The 19,470-nt window shown below is 59.4% G+C and carries 6 protein-coding genes and 1 pseudogene; 3 read left to right on the top strand and 4 right to left on the bottom strand.

From position 1 onward, the window contains the following. The first annotated feature begins 1,019 nt into the window (after window positions 1-1,019). The 3 genes from ACQR1H_RS04045 to ACQR1H_RS04055 all read left to right on the top strand — a co-directional run bounded on the left by ACQR1H_RS04045 (window position 1,020) and on the right by ACQR1H_RS04055 (window position 17,363). Window positions 1,020-14,438 (top strand): polymorphic toxin type 50 domain-containing protein, encoded by a 13,419-nt coding sequence (locus ACQR1H_RS04045; protein ID WP_434907166.1) that lies wholly within the window; start codon window positions 1,020-1,022, stop codon window positions 14,436-14,438. A gap of 439 nt (window positions 14,439-14,877) precedes the next feature. After that, a complete protein-coding gene (locus ACQR1H_RS04050) occupies window positions 14,878-16,815 on the top strand; it encodes an ABC transporter substrate-binding protein (protein WP_434907167.1) in 1,938 nt (645 codons plus the stop codon). Window positions 16,816-16,892: 77 nt separating this feature from the next. After that, window positions 16,893-17,363, top strand: coding sequence for a hypothetical protein (locus ACQR1H_RS04055; RefSeq protein ID WP_434907168.1), 471 nt, complete (start codon window positions 16,893-16,895; stop codon window positions 17,361-17,363). A gap of 395 nt (window positions 17,364-17,758) precedes the next feature. Here ACQR1H_RS04055 and ACQR1H_RS04060 read toward each other — a convergent pair. From ACQR1H_RS04060 to tnpA, 4 genes and pseudogenes are all read right to left on the bottom strand, one after another. Then, window positions 17,759-17,983 (bottom strand): annotated as a pseudogene (locus ACQR1H_RS04060) (transposase domain-containing protein); the annotation flags it as partial. A gap of 69 nt (window positions 17,984-18,052) precedes the next feature. After that, complete coding sequence (tnpB, locus tag ACQR1H_RS04065) at window positions 18,053-18,406, bottom strand: IS66 family insertion sequence element accessory protein TnpB (protein ID WP_434907169.1); 354 nt, start codon at window positions 18,404-18,406, stop codon at window positions 18,053-18,055. Then, complete coding sequence (locus ACQR1H_RS04070) at window positions 18,403-18,789, bottom strand: transposase (protein ID WP_434907170.1); 387 nt, start codon at window positions 18,787-18,789, stop codon at window positions 18,403-18,405. Before ACQR1H_RS04070 ends, tnpB begins: the two co-directional genes overlap by 4 nt. Then, window positions 18,786-19,292, bottom strand: coding sequence for an IS66 family insertion sequence element accessory protein TnpA (gene tnpA, locus ACQR1H_RS04075; protein ID WP_434907171.1), 507 nt, complete (start codon window positions 19,290-19,292; stop codon window positions 18,786-18,788). Before tnpA ends, ACQR1H_RS04070 begins: the two co-directional genes overlap by 4 nt. Window positions 19,293-19,470 lie beyond the last annotated feature (178 nt).

A 19,470-nucleotide genomic window follows, 5' to 3' on the forward strand; every position in this document is an offset into this window, starting at 1 on the left:
GGTCCCGGCATCGAAACTGCGGCCATCGTGGGGGGCATCTGGACAGGCCGCCCGCAGGGTGGGATCGCATTGGGTCCGGGCGCAGGGCTGGTCAATGGCTCTGGCGCGCTCGGAGAGATTCGAACTGAGCTCCTAACATTTTGATCTGTATATATCATTTCTCGCGCATTTGACACGAGGGGCAAATCAAGGGACCGATCGTCCTGTCTTGCAGTTATCAACAATCTTATTGCTCGAAGACTGTTGCGCCGAACAAATCGTGAATTTCCTAGCCAATCGATCGGTCGTCACCGATAGCCAATGTTCCGCAAGCGATCAGCCAGCAAGGGCGCAGCCACTCACTCCTCCGCTGATATCATCGATCGCACGATTTGAGCCCGCCTTACGCGCATCCGGCACGAAGGCTGTTTATGGATTTCGCAGCATATAGAGCGAATGGGAGCGGCTTGCCGCTTGCCTTACACGCCCCTTCGATGAAGAGCCGAGCGGCTCGGGCGTACGAGTAAGCTCCCTCGATAGCCGTACCCAATTGGGCTCGGTCGGCCTCACTTGAGCTCGGACACCGTCCTCCCGAGCTATTTCGTGCGTTCCTTCAACCTGATCTGCGATTCAGTCCGGGTAGCCCGTGCCATGATGTGTATTTGGGCGCGCTGGTGTTCGATGGTCAAGCATCGCACTCATCTGATCGACGCCGCTTAAAATCAGAAAGCTGTCAACCCGATCCTCATGTCGGCGATCTCGGCCGCAATTTATTGCATCGATTTTCTGCGCCGTGATGATGCTTCCCAATAACCAACAGTTCTTCAGGGGCGTCATTTCAGATTTGCGAGTTGGTAGGCGGGCCTCGCCACCGCTTGTGTATTGTCGTTGCGGCATATACCGCCATCAATCATTTCAGTGATGACGTGTATATTTGCCAGTCAATCGGAAAGTACCTTGAACAGCGATCCGCCGCTTACCGCGATCCGCGCAACCAGAAATAGAAACAAGAATTGTTCTATCGTCAGAAAAACAATTAGTTGAATGGTGGCTGCGTATTTGTATCTGTTGCTGCACTGCGGGGACTAAAGGTCAAGATAGACAGCCTGGTTGAATTGCGTTATCGTTTGTTATTTCGTTCTTCGATTTCATCAGAAGAGTTTTCGGAGAAGGCGCAAATGCGCAAGTCTTGTTTCGTGCCTTCGTTTGCGGTCGTTCTCATTGAAATTGTGTTCGCGATTGTTTTTTCCTTAAACGGAGCTACTTCCGCTAACTGGTCTCATCAAGAGACGCGTTCTGGGAAGGCTTCTCAGATTTTCTCCCTCGACGAAAAAAACCGTCGAGTGTCGTTCGCCGGACTCGATGTGGTGCTGCTTGACCGGTACGCAGGACCTCTTCCGGTGATCGTTCGCGCAGATTGTCTTGCCCAGAATGAAACGCCTCCTCTCGCGATCGATCCGGCGACCTTCGGGGCTGCAGCCCGTCTCTTGAACCTGACCCGTCTGCCCGATAATCAATGTGTAGCCTACCAGGTTGTGGCCCAGGCTGCCGGGGGCAGTGCTTCGACGGCGGCTCGCGCTTCGAACGAGTCGCCTGGCATCGCGGTGATCGTTCACCATTCGTCACCACCTCCGGCCGGGGACTTGTTGAAGGAGCCGGCTGTTTTCGTCTTCAATCCTGTCCACGGCAATTGGACGGAGGCAAAGCCCTTCACTCCGCCCAATGCCGAGCCGCAACACGTGTATGCAACCCTGCTCGAACAGAGTCAGCGGATCATCAGCGGCGTGATCGCGCTGCCGGACGCTTCGCAGCAGCAGCCGGCGAGAAACGATACCGCCTCGCTAACAAGGCCGCTGGAGCAGATCAGCCCGACAAGCGGATATCTGTCCATCGATCGAATCGAGCCGGACAATAAAGGGGCCTATAGCGTCAATCTGCCGCTTCTGCTGCGCCCCTCCCGGGGGCCGGGCCCGAGCTTTTCGATCAGATACAGTTCGCAGGGCGCGCCTGGTGTTTTGGGGCGGGGCTGGGACCTATCGATCAGTACGATCGAAGTGCGGGGACCGTCACCAATCTACAATCCTCAGTATGAAACCGAGGACTACGTTCTCGACGGAATGGATCTGATCGCCCTGGACGGTGACGGCACGGATGTCGCACCGCTGTACAAGGGAGGCCCGATCCTGCCGCGCGTGCCGGCTCCTCGCTTGTTTCACCCGCGAAACAATTCGAGCGGGCTCATCGTCAGGAGGTACGGCAATAGTCCAACGGAATACTACTGGGAGGTCTGGGACCCGAATTCGCATGTGACACGGCTCTATGGCGGCGAGTTCGCTGGGAACGAGACCCAGCCGGTCCCTAGCCATGGGCCGGGTGGCAATTTCCTCAAAGGGACGGTGGCGTCCGAGAGCGGCTTGATCGGGCAGTGGGCGCTGACGCAGGAATTCGATAGCCAGACCGCCCGCAACGGGACGCGGTATGCCTATGAGCAGGACGAGGCGAGAGGGCGAGGCTGCGTAGACACGAGCGCTTGGGGCGGGTCGGACTGCAGGGCGGCGCTGCGCCTGTCCCGTGTCGAGTACAACACGGCCATCAACAACAATACCCTCTTTGCCGGCGGAGTGAAGCTCGATCTCAGTGGCGTCACGAGGGTGGAGTTCGGCTGGGAGAAGCGAGACCTGACGCGGTACAACAGCGACGGACGCCTTGGCTTTTTCAGGGCGCAGGAACACTGGCTGAAAACACTTACGGTCCTCTATCAGCGCGTTCCGAAAAACCCGCTATTTACGGGTGTTTCCCTTCGTGATCAGCAACTGCCGCCTGCAGATCCCAAGAGACCAGATCCAGCGTTGCCCAATGAGGATGAGAGCGGGTTTATTCTGTTCGCAAAACATCGCTTCATTCTCGAGAGTAATAGCGCATGTATGAACTTTGACACCTATCTTTCTTCCTATGAAGTCGAAGGGAATACAAAATACGACTGGAGCGAAGCGAAGGGGGTTGTCGCTCCCCTAGAGAAGCAGACCTTTTCTTTCAGCTACGAAGGCGACCGGACAACCAGCAACGACGGGCATTGCGCGCGAGAGTGGTCCGGAAAGGAAGTTCCGAATCTAGGAACCTTGCCCGAAAAGGCGGTTGACGGCAGCATCGGCTTTCCAAGCGGGCTCGTCAGCAGCCTCGGAAAGGGCCTTCTGGTCGGTCGATCTCTTCTGGGAACCAGTCGTACTCAGGAGACCGGTGCATCAATGTACGTCGGCATAGGTCTGGCCGGCAGCACCGACGACAAGAGCAACACGGTCGGCGTAAAGGGCGGGATCAATTTCTCGAAATCCGAGGGCAACTCCACACTTGTGGATGTCACGGGAGACGGCATCGACGACATCGTCTATCGTGATGGCGGCGGGCTCAAATATTGCGCAGGCGAGCGGCAATCTGATGACTCGATTGTCTACCTGGACAGTCATTGCGGTACCATCGAAGGCATTTCCGAGTTCTCGCTGTCGAGTGCGTCCACCATCAGCATCGGGGTGGAGTTCTATCCAGGATTCACGAGCTTCGCCGGCATCGGGTTGAACAGCTCGAACAGCAATACCTATGTCTATTTCACTGATCGAGACGGGGACGGGCTGATCGACCTCGTCGCTTATGGCCAGGTATTTTACGGTCAAGGAGAGGACAGCAGGCGGCGCGTGGTTGGATTCGCACCGAGAAGCGCGCTGACGCCGCCCATACCGCAACAATCCACGCCGAGACTCGCGACGCGAGTTCCGGCGGACATCAGAAGCACGATCAAGGATATCGAAGCGCGCCTGGAGGCGGTGAGCGAGCGGCTCCGGAGGTTGCGTTATACCCAGACCACGGTGGCGTGGGAAGCGCCGTTGGACGGTACGGTCACGATTGCAGGTGCGTTTGCAACCGGTACGTCGACCACGGTCGCGGATGATCTCGGAACGTTGTCGGAATTTGGTCCTCGTCAATTCGAGCAGCTCTACGCCGAGGTCAAGAACAACCAGAAGGATTACATCGATCCGAGATATCCGGATGCCGTCGATCGATCGCTTGGCTGCAACAAGTGGTCCGAAGCCGACACGTGTCACTCCGTCTACTCGGATCCCTTCAGGCCGCACTACGCGGTACGATCGGCTCAGATATCCTTCCCCGACACCCCGAAGCCGAAGGTGCAGATTTCGCTGTTCAAGAAGACGACCGGACAGGTCTTGGTCTGCCTGCCTGACGATGATTTCGACAACAACGGGGAATACAGTTTTGCAGGCAAAACATTTGCCGACGCTTGCCACAAGGCAAATCCCCATGGTGAGCAGATCCGCGTCGAGAGCGGCGACGTCATCTATCTGACGTACAGCGTTCATCCGCACTTCAGAAAATGGCTGAGACCCGACGCGTCGATCCAATATGTGCAGGTTGACGATGATCCCGCTTTCAATCTGATTGGTCACGACCCAAACGGCTTGCTGGACCGTCTGAGCTGCAAGTGGAAAGAAGAGACGAAATCTGCATCGCCCGATTGTCTGCTGGCCAGTCAGACACGGTATAGGTTCGACCTGAAAACAGGTCTCCTTCCCTACGCTCCCCACGCGATGACCCGCTTGCCCGCGGGAACGGACCGCCAATTCTCTGGACGTTTTGAGATTCCTTCCGATCTCACCAGAGATTATCAAGTCTTTTTTGAGGTGCTGGGAGCGCCGACACCGATTGCTGACAAAGCTTTCGATAGTATCAACGACGTTCCGAAGAGTTCCTTTCAGACGATACCGAACGTCGCGCCGACCCTGCTGTTTCGCCAGGATGTATCCGATATCTGTCGCGGGATAAGGGGAACCTGCATCGTCGACGTGAGGCGAAATTGCGAGGCTGAGCAGCAGAAGGTCTGTGGTGAGTTCACCGGCGACTACGTGCTTTCGACCAGGATCACTGTTCTTCACAAGGTCAAGGGCGTCGAACTGCCGGCGCGCAACATCAGCGATCGATTGAGCGCGCTCAAATGGCGCGTTGCGCCCCAGGTTACGTCGTATCTCAAGGACAAGGATGCTCCGGCAAACGCCATCAAGCGTCGGACAACCACATATCTGCCGGTCACCATGGGAGACCCCGATCTCGAATATGTTCGGGTCGAACAGGGACGTTTCGCAAACGTGGATTCGAGGCTGAACGATACAGGCGCGACGATAGACTTCAGTGCGGTGCTATCCGATGAGAAACGCAACGTGAATTTGGCACGTTTGCGGCAGACTGCGGGGCTGTGCGGCTTTGCAAGAGAAATCATTGGATTCCTGCGGTCGCATTTCTCGTCCAGCGGGCAGCCCTATGCAGACGACTATTTGGAGTTCTGGCAATCCAGGTACAGGACGGCGTATGAGTCGCGGTGCGAAGCGACGTTGGCCAGCCTGAGGAAGGTGGCTCTTACGGACAACGCTCAGTTGGACATCGGCTTGACGAACGGCCTGCGGCTGCCTGCCATCCTGCAAAATCTCAGATACGCCGAACAGGTGACGAGTGCAGAGACGTTGCTGGAGAGAGTGCTCGCGAATCTCGCCCTTGGAGAAGAGTTTCTGACCGACGGCCCCCGATTGACCCGCCGCGGCTATCGTTTGCCCCTAAAGGTCAATCCGCTGGATTGCGAGACCATGGCGCGGATCAACCGGGCCGGCAAGCCGCCGGTGCCGCTCGACGAGGCGATCGTTGGCTCGGAGGGACCCTGCGCTTACCGGATTTCGACGAATTTCGCCATGCAACGGCTCGAGGATCTCGGCATCGGCGAGGATGACGCGAACAATATCCGTGAGATGCTCGGCCGCTTTGCAAAGAGCAATCAGGCGGCCTTCAACATCGAATTGACCGCGACGGTGAACGGGAAGCCGGTGAGCTTTCGCGAACTGACAGGTTCGGAAACCGGAAATCAGACTTGCGAACCAACGACGACGAAAACCTGTATTGGAAACTACGGAACCGGCACGCCGCCTGATGATCCCGTTGAAGATTACTTCTATCCGCCGCCACGGAAAGGAAAGAGTGACACGCACGGAGACGTGTTTCAACGCATAACCGCGAACAAGCGTGCGGGTCGCGCGGTCGCGTTCAGCAGCGGGATCATCAGCGGCAGTATGGCGCGGGCCGATTGTCCGCATAACCTTCCCGACTACCATTCGCTCGGCGAGATGGAGTTGAAGCAGGATTGTCTGGTCGGGAACAGCGATATCACGGCGGATCAGAAGTACAAGGCAGGTGAGCTGTACCGGGTCGAGTACTCGATCGGTGAGAACAATCAGTTCGACGGTCGCAATCGTGTCCTCGAATTCCGCGCATCGCCGCTCGATGTCGTAGAATTCCGGTATCGGATTTCTGGTGCACAGAACGCGGTGTTTCCCGATCCGAGCAACGCCGACGACAAGATCACGGGAAAATTTTCGATCTTCGAGGCGAAGAACGATCCGACTAATCCGCCGATGGGTCTGCAGCCCGGCCGTCACTTGATTCCACGCTCACCGTCGCAGATCCTGCCCGGAGGAGATGTGGACATCCAATGTAGAAAGGCTCCCGACGTTCCAGCCCGCAACTACACCGGAAGTGACCTGCTTCTCACGAAATGCAGACCCTGGACGCGACTGGGATGGACCGAGACTCTTCTGGGCGCGCAATATCGTACTTATAGCGATGCGGAAAAAATCCGTCCCGGACTGCCCAGTGATACCTTCTCGATTTTGCGACGCCGCGAGATTCTTCGGCTTCAGCCGGAGATCGAAGTCGAGGCGGATGGCTACGTGCTTGAACATCGCGATGACCAGCTCCCCGTGGTCGAGGCGCTGGTTCGCGACAGCAACGGCAGGGTGCCGTATCGATATCGGCAGATCTTCGATCGGAACGACCCCAATGTATTCAAAACCGGCGGAGATTGGGTACTGTTTGCTGGCAGGACGCAGTTCTCGGGCGATGCAAAGCTCCTCGATACCTTAAGCCCGCTGCCGCCGTTTGTAGCCTACCCGTTCGCTTCTGCGCGGCCGGCGCGGTCGCTGCGTTATGGTCCCAAGATCGTGCCGACGGGGATCGACGGACAGGATCCCGATCAGGCCAAGAAGGGCTTTTTCGACGCGCGAAGTGCCTGCACCACAGATGACCATGCGGACTACGGCCGGTGCTCAGCAACATTGGGGACGAAGGGCGATCTGGCCTTGAGTCTCGATGCCTTCGACTTCTTCCCGTTGGCGCATCGCTTTGTCGGTCCCGCGAATGTCGCTACGGCGGTGCAACTGCGAGGAGCCAATCCGGTTAGACCGGAAACGAGCGTCTGCGCGGCGGAGTATCCGACGCTGGTGGCGAGCTGCTGGTTGGGAGTTGACGATACGGTATTCCTCGAGATGGCAACGCTGGACTCCGACGGGCCGAATTTGCCTGTCTATTCAGTGTCGGCGCTCAGAGGCGCCGAAAGGCCGCCGCTCGTTCAGTTCATTTCCGAGTTTTCAACCTATCGAAAGCTTGCCTGCAACGATCCCGAGGGCTTGCGGGATGCGTGCTCGTCGCTGGACTCGTCCGAGATCGTATCGCCTGACCGGGCAAGAAATCCAGATCCTCTGCTGCCGGACCCACTACCCGCGTTCCCCAATCGCCCGCTGCCGCCTGAGGTGGCTGTCGATGTGTTCGCGCCTGTTCAAAGCATGGAGTCGCAGTCGATATCGGCCAACGTCGGCAACGACTACGCCAATATCGATGCCGCTCGCACGACCAGAAGCACCACGCGTCTCTTCCAGGACATCAATGGCGACGGCTTCCCCGACGTCATTACAAATGGCGTCGCGGAATTGACCTCGCCGGTTGGACTGAGCAGACGGGACTGGTGGACCTACTTCCGTGCGAGGCGGGATGCGCCGACGCCGGGCTTGCCGCTGCTGGCCGGCGATTATGAGCAATCGGGTGTGTCGTCCAACAAAGGTGCGGGCGTTGGACTGTCGGCTTCGACTTTTGCAAATATTCTCAAGCCGAGGGGAAGCGGCTCTCCCGACGCCAATGTCGATCCCGGTTTCAGTGCAAGCCTGGATGATGGGTACGACGATCGGTTCATCGATCTCCGGGATTTCAATGGTGACGGTTTGCCGGACAGAGTGCAGGGCACGACGACCGATGCAGGATTGACGCTGTCCTTCAATACCGGAAACGCCCTTCGAGGTCCCTCGACAATCACAGGCAAGGGATTGTCGACGATTCATTACAATACGACCCATGGGGCAGGGCTGGGGGTCCGTCTTGGATACTCGTGGGGCGCCGCCAGCTTCGTGGCCGGCGCGGGATTGAACCACCACGATGGAGGCTCCCAGGCGGCTCTGATCGACTTTACAGGCGACGGACGCCCCGACCTCGTCCTTCCCGACGGCGATGGCGCATTCAGGGTCTATCCGAATCTCGGCAATGGGTTCGATCCGGCGAATTACAGGATCCATCGCCTGAATGACTGGAGGCTTTCGTTCCGGAATGAGTTCGGTGTCGATCTGGGAATGCAGACGCAGATGTCGGAAACGACGCTGGTGGACGCTGGCGCGGGATTCACGTTCGGATTCGATGTCTGGTTCCTCAAGATCGCGTTCTCGCCGCAGTTCAAGACGTCGCACAATCAGACCCGTGAGCTGTTCAACATCCGCGATCTGAACGGGGATGGTGTTCCGGACATCGTTTCGGTCAATGGTGAATTTCCGTCCCTGCCGGGCGCCGACCGCGTTCACACGCAGGTTCACTACAATCCGGACGGTAAGTATTACCTGCTTGCCGGAGTCAAGAATCCGTCCGGCTCGGAGCTGGTGCTGCGGCATGGCCTTTACGGTAATTCGGGCCCCGAGCACGGCCGACCGGTTTGGGCGCTGACGGCAGTCGCCCGGTTCGACGGCTTCGAGCCAACCAAGGTGGCGACGAAGCAGGAGCTTCCGCCAGATGGCCAGGACGTCCTGCTGACGACCTACGACTACGCTCACGGCTACTACAATCGCGCCGAGCGCCAATTCTACGGCTTCGCTGAGCGGAAGAGCACGGTCTATGGCTGCGATGTCGGGACGGAAGGCAAGCCCGGCTGTCTCGGCGTTGTCAGAGATGTTGCAGCTTTGGCCAAGGAGTCGTTGAAGGGCGCAGGCTATGTGGAGCTGCAGCGCGTTCAGCAGACGTTTGCCAATCGCGATTACCTCACCCAGGGCCTCGAACTGTCTCGAACGGTCGCGGGAACAAAATCACCGGCGCGGCCAGAAGACACTCCGCAGGTCGTGTCGCGCAACCTGTTCGGCTACTCGATCGACGACCTGTCCCACCTGCCAGGCAGCGGCGGTGCCTGCATGGTGCCGTCGCAGCCGTTGAGTGCTTCATGGTCGATCGACAGCGAGGCAATCAAGACGTCGAGCCTCTCTCCGACCTGGGATGGACGCGCGTTCCACGATAATGGCAGGATCTTCGGTTCCGGCAGCATTTGCGGAACGAGTGTGCAGAGCTGCGTACGTCGGCTCAGCGAGACCATGTGTTCGGACGGCTTCATGCGCGAGCAGACGGCGTTCTGGGCGCAGCAATCGGGTGCGGTCCGACAGCGGCTCGTCACTCAGGAATCCTTCGGTGACAAGCCGACTGCCGGTACTATCGACGTCATAGACCCCGACATCTCGCGTCTACGATCTGCGACGGCCTTTGATCATGATCAATGGGGACAGGTCCTGAGGCTGAACAGTATCGTCGAGGCAAGTAGGAGCTGGGACTTTGTCGAAGAATCGTCCGCCAATGCTGAGGTCGTCTATGCCCCGCTGCAGGGAAAGAACGCCTTCAGGCGATCGAACTGTGAGGACCTGAAAGAAGCGGAGCGCCCTGGGTGCCGTGCCGATGTCGCCGATGGGAAACTGAATTCTCTGAAGGGAGCGAATTGCACGGATTTGCAGGACAAGGACAAGCATACCAGATGCGGCTACCCGCTTCTTGGCCTGGCGGAGACCATCCGGATCTATTCCGGACCCACCCACGCCGACACCGATGTGGCGCCAGCCTTGCGCGCCCGCGAGGCCATCTATGCCGACGACGGACGTGGCAATCTCAGCGATATCTGCGTCTATCCCGGTGGCAAGGGCTTCATTTTCTCGCCTGGGATCTGCAAGGCTTTTCGCGACAGCATGACATCGACGCTCGCCCACGGCTATGCGAGCGTGCAGTCGTCGCTCAGGACGACCTACGACACGGTTCCCGGCCTGCCGAAAGGTGTCTCAGAATTCAACGCCATCATCCACCATCAGCTTGCTGCGTACGATGAATTCGGCAATCTCACGCACAGCATTTCGCCGCTCTCCGACAACAAGGAATGGATCGAGCGCCGCTACAATTACGACAATGATCCCTTCCGTCGCACCGCGACCGAGACCCGGTTGACGCGTTGCGTGAATGCGGTTGCGGGAGCCGGTACGGACTCCGACGGATATGCGCACGAGCATGAGCCGGATGCGGGATGTACCTATGGCCTGGCGGCGCTGCCCGAACCGGTCCGCCGCAAGGCGATCACCCATGCCTCGCAGCTTCGCGTAGACACCCATTTCGGCGCGGTCGCCGAGACGCGCGATATCAACGGCAATTCGATTCTGCAAGATTTCGATCGCTGGGGCCGGCTGCGGCTGCTCGCGCGCTCCTGGGGCAATCCGGCGCCTGAGAACCGCACCTTCAAGGATGGGCTGCAGCTTGCGCTGGACAAGACCGACCGGCCGACGTCCACCGCCAAAGCCGCGGTAAAGGACTGGCGCCTGCTCGCGATCGTGGATTACGCGAAGCTCTCCGATGGCTTGTTGCGCAGCAACGTCCGCCGGTTCGAGAACTCCGACAGCTATGCCGGGCTGCTGAGCCGCGGTAACACCACGCGTGAGACGGCGCTGTTGTCTGATGGTCTCGGCCGGCCGATCCAGAGCATTCGGGAGGCCGATGTATGCCTGGGCGCCAGAGACGAGATCATTGACGGACCGGGTGGCCCCCCGCCGTCGGCGGACCTGCGGGCGCGTTGCACCGGCGTCGCGACGGCAATCGTCACGCCCTCGACCAGTATCGATGCGCTCGGGCGCGATCTGCAGTCGTTCGAACCGTACCGGTACGATTCGAACAGACTTGCAGGCAAGCAGCCGGGTCTGGGGCCCGGCAATGAGCCACGAGCCAGTGTCGATCTGCGCTTCACCGGCTTGGCGAACATCCCGGATCCCGGGAACGATCCGCCCCAATTCCTGACCCGCACGACCTATGACGGCGGCAGCCGTCCGGTGCTGGTCGAAACGCGGCTCTCCCAGGTCGACACGAGCAAGACCGACGCTGTGCAGGGATCGACCCAATATCGCTACCTGGTTCGCCAGGACGGCGATGCGCCGGCGCGCTTCGAGGCTCTCACGCTCTCGCCGCGATGCACAGCGAGCGCGCTGTGGTCCGATGCACGGGGCTTGAAGCGAACGGTCATGGAAGACCAGCGGAACTTCTATCTGAAAGGCGCCGTGCTTGGGCTTGGCGACCCGCCGCTCGAATCCGGTGCGCCGGTTGAACGGTACAAGCGCCTTTATGAAAAGACGCTGGGATACTGCCAGAAAATCGATGAACTCGCGGTTTCGGATGATTGGACGCGCGTGTCCTATGCCTATGACCAGCTGCAGCAGCTGACCGACGTCGACTATCCGCTCGACGCGGGGGCGCGTGCAGCGATCCGGGTCCGGCTCGACCAGGTCGGCCGCACGCTCCAGATCAACGAGCCGGACTCCGGCTGCACGCGCTTTGCCTATGACGGCCTGAACGCGCTGACAGCGGAAGCCGGCTTCCGCTACGAGGACAAGTCGGGCAGCGACTGCGGCACCTCTTCCAGGGTCCGCAACGAGAAATCCTACACCTATTCCGGTGGCCGCCTGTTGGAGATGGCCTACCATTCACTGGAGGAGCAGGGCGGAGTAGATGACCGGCGCGATACGGTCCGCTTCTACTATGACCGCTATCCGCAGGCGAAGCTGCATGGAGAAACCCAGGAGGCGTCGCGCTTCGTTCCCAACGACGAGGCCAACACGCGGTTCATCGAGACCACCAACCGCAAGTGCGACAACTGCATCGGACAAATGACGGTCGTCCGCGACCGCACGGGGGCACGGGCCTTCTTCTACAACGAGCTCGGGCAGGTCTCGCGCGAGACCCGCTCGATCGTGGCGCCCCTTGTTCGCGTCAAGCCGAACCGGGGAGGCAGCGAGACCTATCTGCCGGAGGTCGCCTTCTACGAGGTGGATCACGCCTATACCGCGTTCGGTGATCCCGTGCGGGACGCCTTCGCGGAACGGCCGCCGACCAATCCTGCCGACGCTTGCATCGAGGCGGGTGTCTACACCTGCCTCGCGACGTTCTCGATCGGGCGCCGATACGGTCCCGACGGCACCATCGCGCAGCTCCTGTTCAATGACCATCCGCTGATCGAATCGGCACAGGATACGCTGTCGCGGCCCGCGGTGCGCTGGACCTCGAATGGCCTGACCACCGGCTATCGCTATGATCCGTTCGATCTGCGTCTCAACCAGATGACGACCCTGACGGCGGCCGGAGCCGGGGCAACCAGCAGGCCCGTCCAGGTCAATGGCTATCAGTACGATGGCGGCGGCAACGTTCTCGGCTATGCCAACCGCGCCACGGCGATGGAGGCGTATGAAAGCGGCTTCGAATTCCAATACGACGCGGCCAACCGCCTGATCCACTTCAAGGCAGCCGCTGCCAGGGGCACGCAAGGGCTGTTGAGCCATGGCGACTATGCCTACGATGCCGGGCATCGCTTCACCGACCGTTCACTGTCGATCCAGGGCGGCTCCGCCGTGCCGGGAAAGGTGACGCCTAAGGGCACCTCCTTCGATCGGTCCTGGAAGTATGACTACGCAAGCGACGCGACCAAGGGACCGCTGCACGCGCCCAGGTCGATCGCCTTCGCGCTCGACAAGAATCCCGCAAGCGGCCGCACCAGCCTGTTCGGCTACGACGATCTCGGCCGCATGACCCAGATCGTCTCTGCCAAGCCTGGCGACGACAGGCTAGGGCTGCTCTCCGACCGCGCCATGACCTGGGACGCCGAGGGACGGCTCGCCCGCGTCCGCGGCATTGCCGACACTGCGAGCCCCGACAATGTCAAGCTGCTACAGGAAGACTACGTCTATGATTCCGGCGGCAACCGTACGCTCAGGATCGATAATCCCCGCGTCAAGCAGCCAGACGGAAGAGACATCGAGGCCGCGACGATCTACATGACCCCGTTCTATGCTAGGCCCTACGACCGGCGCGGCACGGTGGTTCTCTCGCAGGGCAGCCTGCCGACGGCCAGTCTCACGCCGCCGGCGAGCCCCAGCGAAAGTCCGATCGTCACCTATCTCTACGCCGATCTTCCCGTCGGTTCGATGACCGCGGGCGTGACCGTGTTCGGCGAGCCGACCGATCCCGGCAGCATCACCATCGCGCGGCGGGAATACGAACCCTACGGGCTCGAACTGACCACCGACGATCTCGCCCGCACCGGCCGCGACGGCACCGCGCCGATGTCCGTGTTCCACGGCAAGGAGCTCGATCGCGTCACGAACTTCTCGTCGTTCGGCGCGAGGTACTACAGCAGGGATCTGGGGATTTGGCTGAAGCCGGATCCGATGATGTTAGCCTATTTTGCTGGGGCGCCGAACGGTGGAGTCTATCGGCTTGGGAATCTGGACCCGTATGCCTTTGTAAATGGCGATCCACTAGGGCAGGGTGACCCTACAGGTCGTTGTCCATGGTGCGTAGGGGCCGTCGTAGGTGCTGGGGTCGATCTCGCGGTGCAAGGCGCGCTGGTTTATGCAGGAGCGCAAGACAGAATCAGTTGGACGAGCGTTGCAATTTCTGCAGCTTCTGGAGCGACCGGCGTTGGTCTCTCGTCAGTCGTCGCAAAAAGCGCGGCCCGATATGCGGCATCGAGAGCAATTGTCATGGGAGCCACGATTGCCGGAGAAACTGCGATTGGCGTTGGGGAACAATATTTGAGAGGTGGCGAGGTCGATGTTGGGACGGCGGCGCTGAACGTGATTGGTGGGGAGCTTATCGGGGCCGCTGCCGGTCGAGCTACAAAGGCATTCTTGAAATGGAAAATTGCTCGCTCTGTTGAGAGGGGCCTGCCGATTCCAGAGGGATTGTCGACGAGCATTCATCTAGGACAACAGGGGAAGCACATTAGGGGGCACAACAACTATATAGAGGGCCGAAGCTATCTCCACGATGGTGTAGATCCGAAGGAACTGCTTGCCGGCGTTCACAGCGGCGAATTTCCCATTATTGGGAAAGGAAGCAGGGCAAACCCAATAGTCGATTTCGGGCGGGATATTGGAGTTGACGCAGGGAGCGGGCTATCCACACCATATGGTCAGATACATTCGGGAAAAGCGGGGGCACATATTGTGCCTCACAATCCAAACATCTTGGAATAGTGTAATGAACGGATCTGCTGACTTTCCTGACTGGCTAAGCCAATGCATGAGACGAGCTCTGTTGGGAGAGATCTATCCGGAAATAAGAGCTATCGCTATTCGGTGCAGAGGCAGACAAGTTGCGATCAAGTATTACTTGGATCGGCATCCAACAGACTTTGACAACGAGAGCATCGAGGTGGTTGCGACAAATCTCGATGCTTGTGCACCGGTAAATCATATTGAGCGGATTGACGTGGAGTGCGTCTACTCAACGGATCCAGCAAGCAGAATAGATCCTTTGGACGGATTCGTTTATTTCAGGCGCGAATACGACTTGAATGATAATAAATCGAACTAAGCAGAGGTATGTAATTGATGGATGGACTCGAATTAGCGAAGTCCGGTGGAGGATATCTTGTTGTTAAGTGTTGAGGCAGGGGATAACTGCGAACGCAACATGGCGTTTGGCCGAAGAGTCACTGTACGGCGGTTTCGTAGCTTCCTATGCAAAACAATTTTCGGATTACTTTCAGTCCTTGTGATTGCTGATCTTGCGACAGCCGGTGACATTCCATCTAAATCGCCAACCTCGGCGTCGCCATCGCCGCCACCAATCACCCGCAAGGAGCAAGTCGTTTTCGAACTTTCCCACCCCATCAAGGATCTCACCAATTTCAACTGGTTCTTCCGCGAGTCGACGCGCGACGATGGTGCGCAGCAGGCGATGTGGGAGCCGCTGTTCTTGCTCGACTATGGCACGGGTAGGCTGCAGCCATGGTTGGCACGGGATCTCGTGCCCGACGACAACGACAAGGACGGCAAGACATGGAAGTTGACGCTCCGGGACGGCGTCGAATGGTCGGACAGCAAGATTCCGGTCCCGGGCAAGCCGGGAGACCGGCCCTTCACCTCGGAGGATGTCGCCTTCACGGTCAGGATGGCGATCGGACAGATCAAGGACAAATCGAACAGGCCGCTCGATCTGCCCGCCCTCGAGGCGGTCACGCTGCGTAGCCAGGTCGAGGATGTCAGTGCGCCCGACCGACTGACCGTGATCTTCAAGCTGAAGCGCGCAAATCCGCGGTTCGCGCTGGAGAATTTTGGCGGCACGCTCTTCAGCTCGTTCCTGATCATGCCCAAGCATGTCTGGGACAAGATTTCGAACCTTGACGATCCGTCGCAGTTCAGGCCGGATCCGGTCGGCACCGGCCCCTATCTCTTCAACGCCAAGGACTCGACGTCGAAGCGGGTGGTCTGGACGCGCAACGACAACTGGTGGGGCGCCCGGGTGCCGAAGGACCCCAAGGTCAAGGAGTGGCCAAAAGAGCTACCGAAGCCGGCGCAGCTGATATGGCAGGTCGTCGAGAGCGTCGCGGACAGCCAGAAGATGCTCGCAGCCAACGAGCTCGATGCGGCGCGCGAATATTCGCCGAGCGAGTTCGACAATGCCAAAAAGAACTCCAATGTGATCGGCTGGTCTTCAGGTTCGCGGGCGTGGAACGATCCGTGCGCACGCCAGATCGACATCAACACCCAGTACGTGAGAGATCCGAAAAGGCCTGACGTTCTCACCCCCTGGAACGACAACCGGCTCCGACGTGCGCTGTCGTTACTGATCGACCGAACCGCTCTCGCGCGAAAAGGCTACGGGGACACGACGACCCCATCCAAGACGATGTTTGCGGAATATGGCGGACTCACTTCGTATGTCGACGCTATCGTCGCGGCGAAGCTCGGCGTGTCCGCGTCCGCCGACGCTGCCGCCGCAGATTCGCTTCTGCAACAGGCAAAATACCATAAGGCGGCTGGCGACCAATTCTACAAGGCGGACGACGGATCGGTCCTCGGCACGACGCTCATCGTCAACGCGGACCAGAGCCAGGATGTCGCCGGCGCCGATGAGGTGGCAGCGCAGTTGAATGCCGCGGGGATCAAGGTCGACGTCGTCTCCATTCCCAACACGGAATATTGGGGCAGGGTGGTCCCGAACGGCTTCTACGAGATGGTCTATGGCTGGCTGTCGTGCGGGTCGGTCGCGGAGCCCTACACGTCGATGAGGCGCTATGCGGCGAAGGCCGTCGATATCGGCCAGCGCAGTCCGGGCTTCGACAATACCGGACGCTGGAAGGGATCGGGCGCCGATCAATACGCCAAACTGGTCAATCAGCTCGGCACGTTCGGCCCGGGCGGCAAGTCCCCCCCGGATCTCGTCGTGCAGGCCTACAAGTTCCTGAGCGACGACATGCCCTTTGTTCCCCTCGTTCAGTCCCTCAGGATCATTCCGTTCAATACGAAATACTGGAAAGGCTGGCCGACCGCTGACGATTCCTACACCGTTCCCATGCACGGCTGGCTGGCGACCCATCGCATCATTCACCGGCTGAGGGCAAACTGACCGTCAGCGTCGATCCGGCGGGCGGCCTCATTATGAGAGTACGGCGCTTTCGCGCTCTAACTCAACGGGAGAACAACATGCGCGGAAAGGAGCTGTGGAACTTCATGTTCGCGGCATTGCTCGGTGTATCGATGGTAACTTCATCCGCCGCCGAGCAGGGTCCTGCGGATACAATCAAGTCGCTCTATGCCCAGGCTTACGGGATCGGTGGCAACTCGGGTAAGAGCGGCATCGACGAGAAGCTGGCGCCGAGGTTTCTAGATGGCGCTTTGGTGAAGCTTTACAATCAAGCGCTGAAGGATGGGCGGTTGGACGCTGACTTCTTCGTTCAAGGGCAGGATTTCGCGATCACCAAGCCGATCGAGATCGACAAGGTCGAGATCCACGGCGAGAAAGCCAAGGTTTCTGCCACCTTGACACAGTCCTTTGGATCGAACCCGTCCGACGTGAAGCATTTCGTTTTCTTGCTGGTGAAGACGAAGTCTGGCTGGCGAATCGACGAAGCCTTCTGCGGGGGAGACTCGTTGACAAATTGGTGGAAGCGCTGAGATCGCTTAATGTTGAGGGGAGCTTCAAGACGGGGTAGTTCGTGTCCCAGTTTTGGTTCAGTTGGCTTAGAACCTTAGGCTGGACCATGCATGCAGCTGGGGGCAGGTGAACTTCAATGCCGACCTGCTCGTGCTTCCACCTTGGCAGGTACAAGACTGCAAATCCGAGAGCCAAGTCTACTTCACCTTGAACGCGAGGCGCCACTGTGTGGCCGGGTAAAGGTTCAAGGCGTTGGGCCTCTACGGTCGCAAGGCCTTGGTGAAGCCTTCGGCCTAGCGAACTGTAGGTCAAAAAGCCGACGATAGCGTTGACGCGCGAAATCCAGCGGGGCTGACCTAGATCAGAAGCCCGGCAATCAAAGCAGAGCTCGAGTTTGTGCGCAACGGTGCTGTTCCTCGACGCGGCCAATGTCGCTGTCGAGATCCTCCAGACCGAGCGCAAGCTGGTCGCGGTCGATGCGCTCGGAGCTGCGGCCGAACTGCATTCGCTGCAACTGTTTGATGATGGATTTCGGCCGCTCGATCTCGATGTCGCGATGGGCGATCGCAGCAGCAATGTTGCGCACCAGGCGCTGCAGAAGCTTAGGTTCGGAAGGGAGGTTGGCGAGATCAAGCTGCATGTCAGATGGCACTCGAACCGGCTTCCTCGTAGGAGAATCGCGACTCAGTTCAGCACCGGTTTTTACAGATCATCCTGCAATCGCCGGTTTCCAGATGCGCTCTGGCGCGCGCCAGTCGATGCCTTCGATCAGCATCGCGAGGCGCGCCGAGGTGAGCGTGATCGAGCCATCATGGCCCGCCATCACTGGCCATACGAAGCCGCCCTTGTCGATGCGTTTCGTGAACAGACAAAGCCCGTTTCCATCCCAGAACAGGACCTTCAGAATCGATGCTTTTTTGCCGCGGAAGGCAAACAGATGACCGGAGAACGGATCCTTCTTCAGCGTGTCCTGGACCAGCATTGCGAGGCCGTCCATGCCCTTGCGCATGTCGGTGTAGCCGAATGCCAGATGCAGCTTCACGCCCGCAGGGACGAACATCATTGCGCTGCATCTCCGCTTTCGATCTGCGTCCGCATCACGTCCGGATCGCTGCCGGCGGGAGCGAAGACGCGCCGTCCGTCAGCGAGGTCGACGACCATCATGCCTTCCGGTGGACGCACGAGATCGCGCAGGGCGCGTGCGGCGGGCATGTCGTCGGGCAACACAACACGGGCGAGCCTGGAGCGCCTCTTTTGCGCGATGCCGAACTGCGCGCGCCAGCGGAACAGCAGCCCGGTGACGATGCCGTGCTTGCGCGCGACGGCAGAGACCGTGGCGCCTGGTAGCTCGGTTTCCTTGGCGATCGCGAGCGTTTCCTCGTCGCTGAAGAAGCGCCGCGTCGGCGTTTTGGCCGCAGCAGGATCGCCGATTTCGGCAGCTGTCAAGCGGCGTTCGGGCTGTGAGTTCCTAGCACTAGTGCTAACGGGCGGAGGGATGAAGATGGGCGCGCCAGTCGATCGGTGACCTCGCCCGTGGCCATTCGGTCGCGCCATTTGCGCAGCGAATGCGGCGACAGCTGCATCGCCGCGGCGTAGGCGCGGAGCTCCAACCCGCTCCAGTTCAGCGCCTCGACATGCATCGCCCAGAACGCCTGAGACGCCCGATTGCGCACATCCGATGTGATCGTGAACCTACGCTGCTTCTGCTCTCGGAGCGCCTTTTCTCGCTCTTCCCGGGCGCGCTCGCGGCGCAATTCCGTCTGATATTTATCGAGCTTAAGCGCAGTCTCGTTGCCGGCCAGCCGCTTGAGCCAACGCCGCAGAGTGTTCTCGGTCAGACGTTGTTGCTGGCAGTATTTGCGGATCCCGAGACCGCTGCGACGCCACGCTTCGAGGTGCAGCGACCACCATTCGCGGCGCGCTCCGTTCTCGAAATGTTTGGATCCCACCAGAGAGTCTCCACAGCAGCAGAGAAGTCGAAATGGAACGACAACACACGAGGCGGAAGGTGTGCAGAGACCGGACGGTTGGACGGTACGGGGCGATGATGAAGTGTCGGCGTAATCGGGCGCGCGCAAGACGAGACAGTGTTGGCGGCAAAGGCGCAGCATTGCGGTGAATCAACAT

Origin of the sequence: Bradyrhizobium sp. HKCCYLRH2015, assembly GCF_051168215.1 — a bacterium.
Classification (GTDB): Bacteria; Pseudomonadota; Alphaproteobacteria; order Rhizobiales; family Xanthobacteraceae; genus Bradyrhizobium.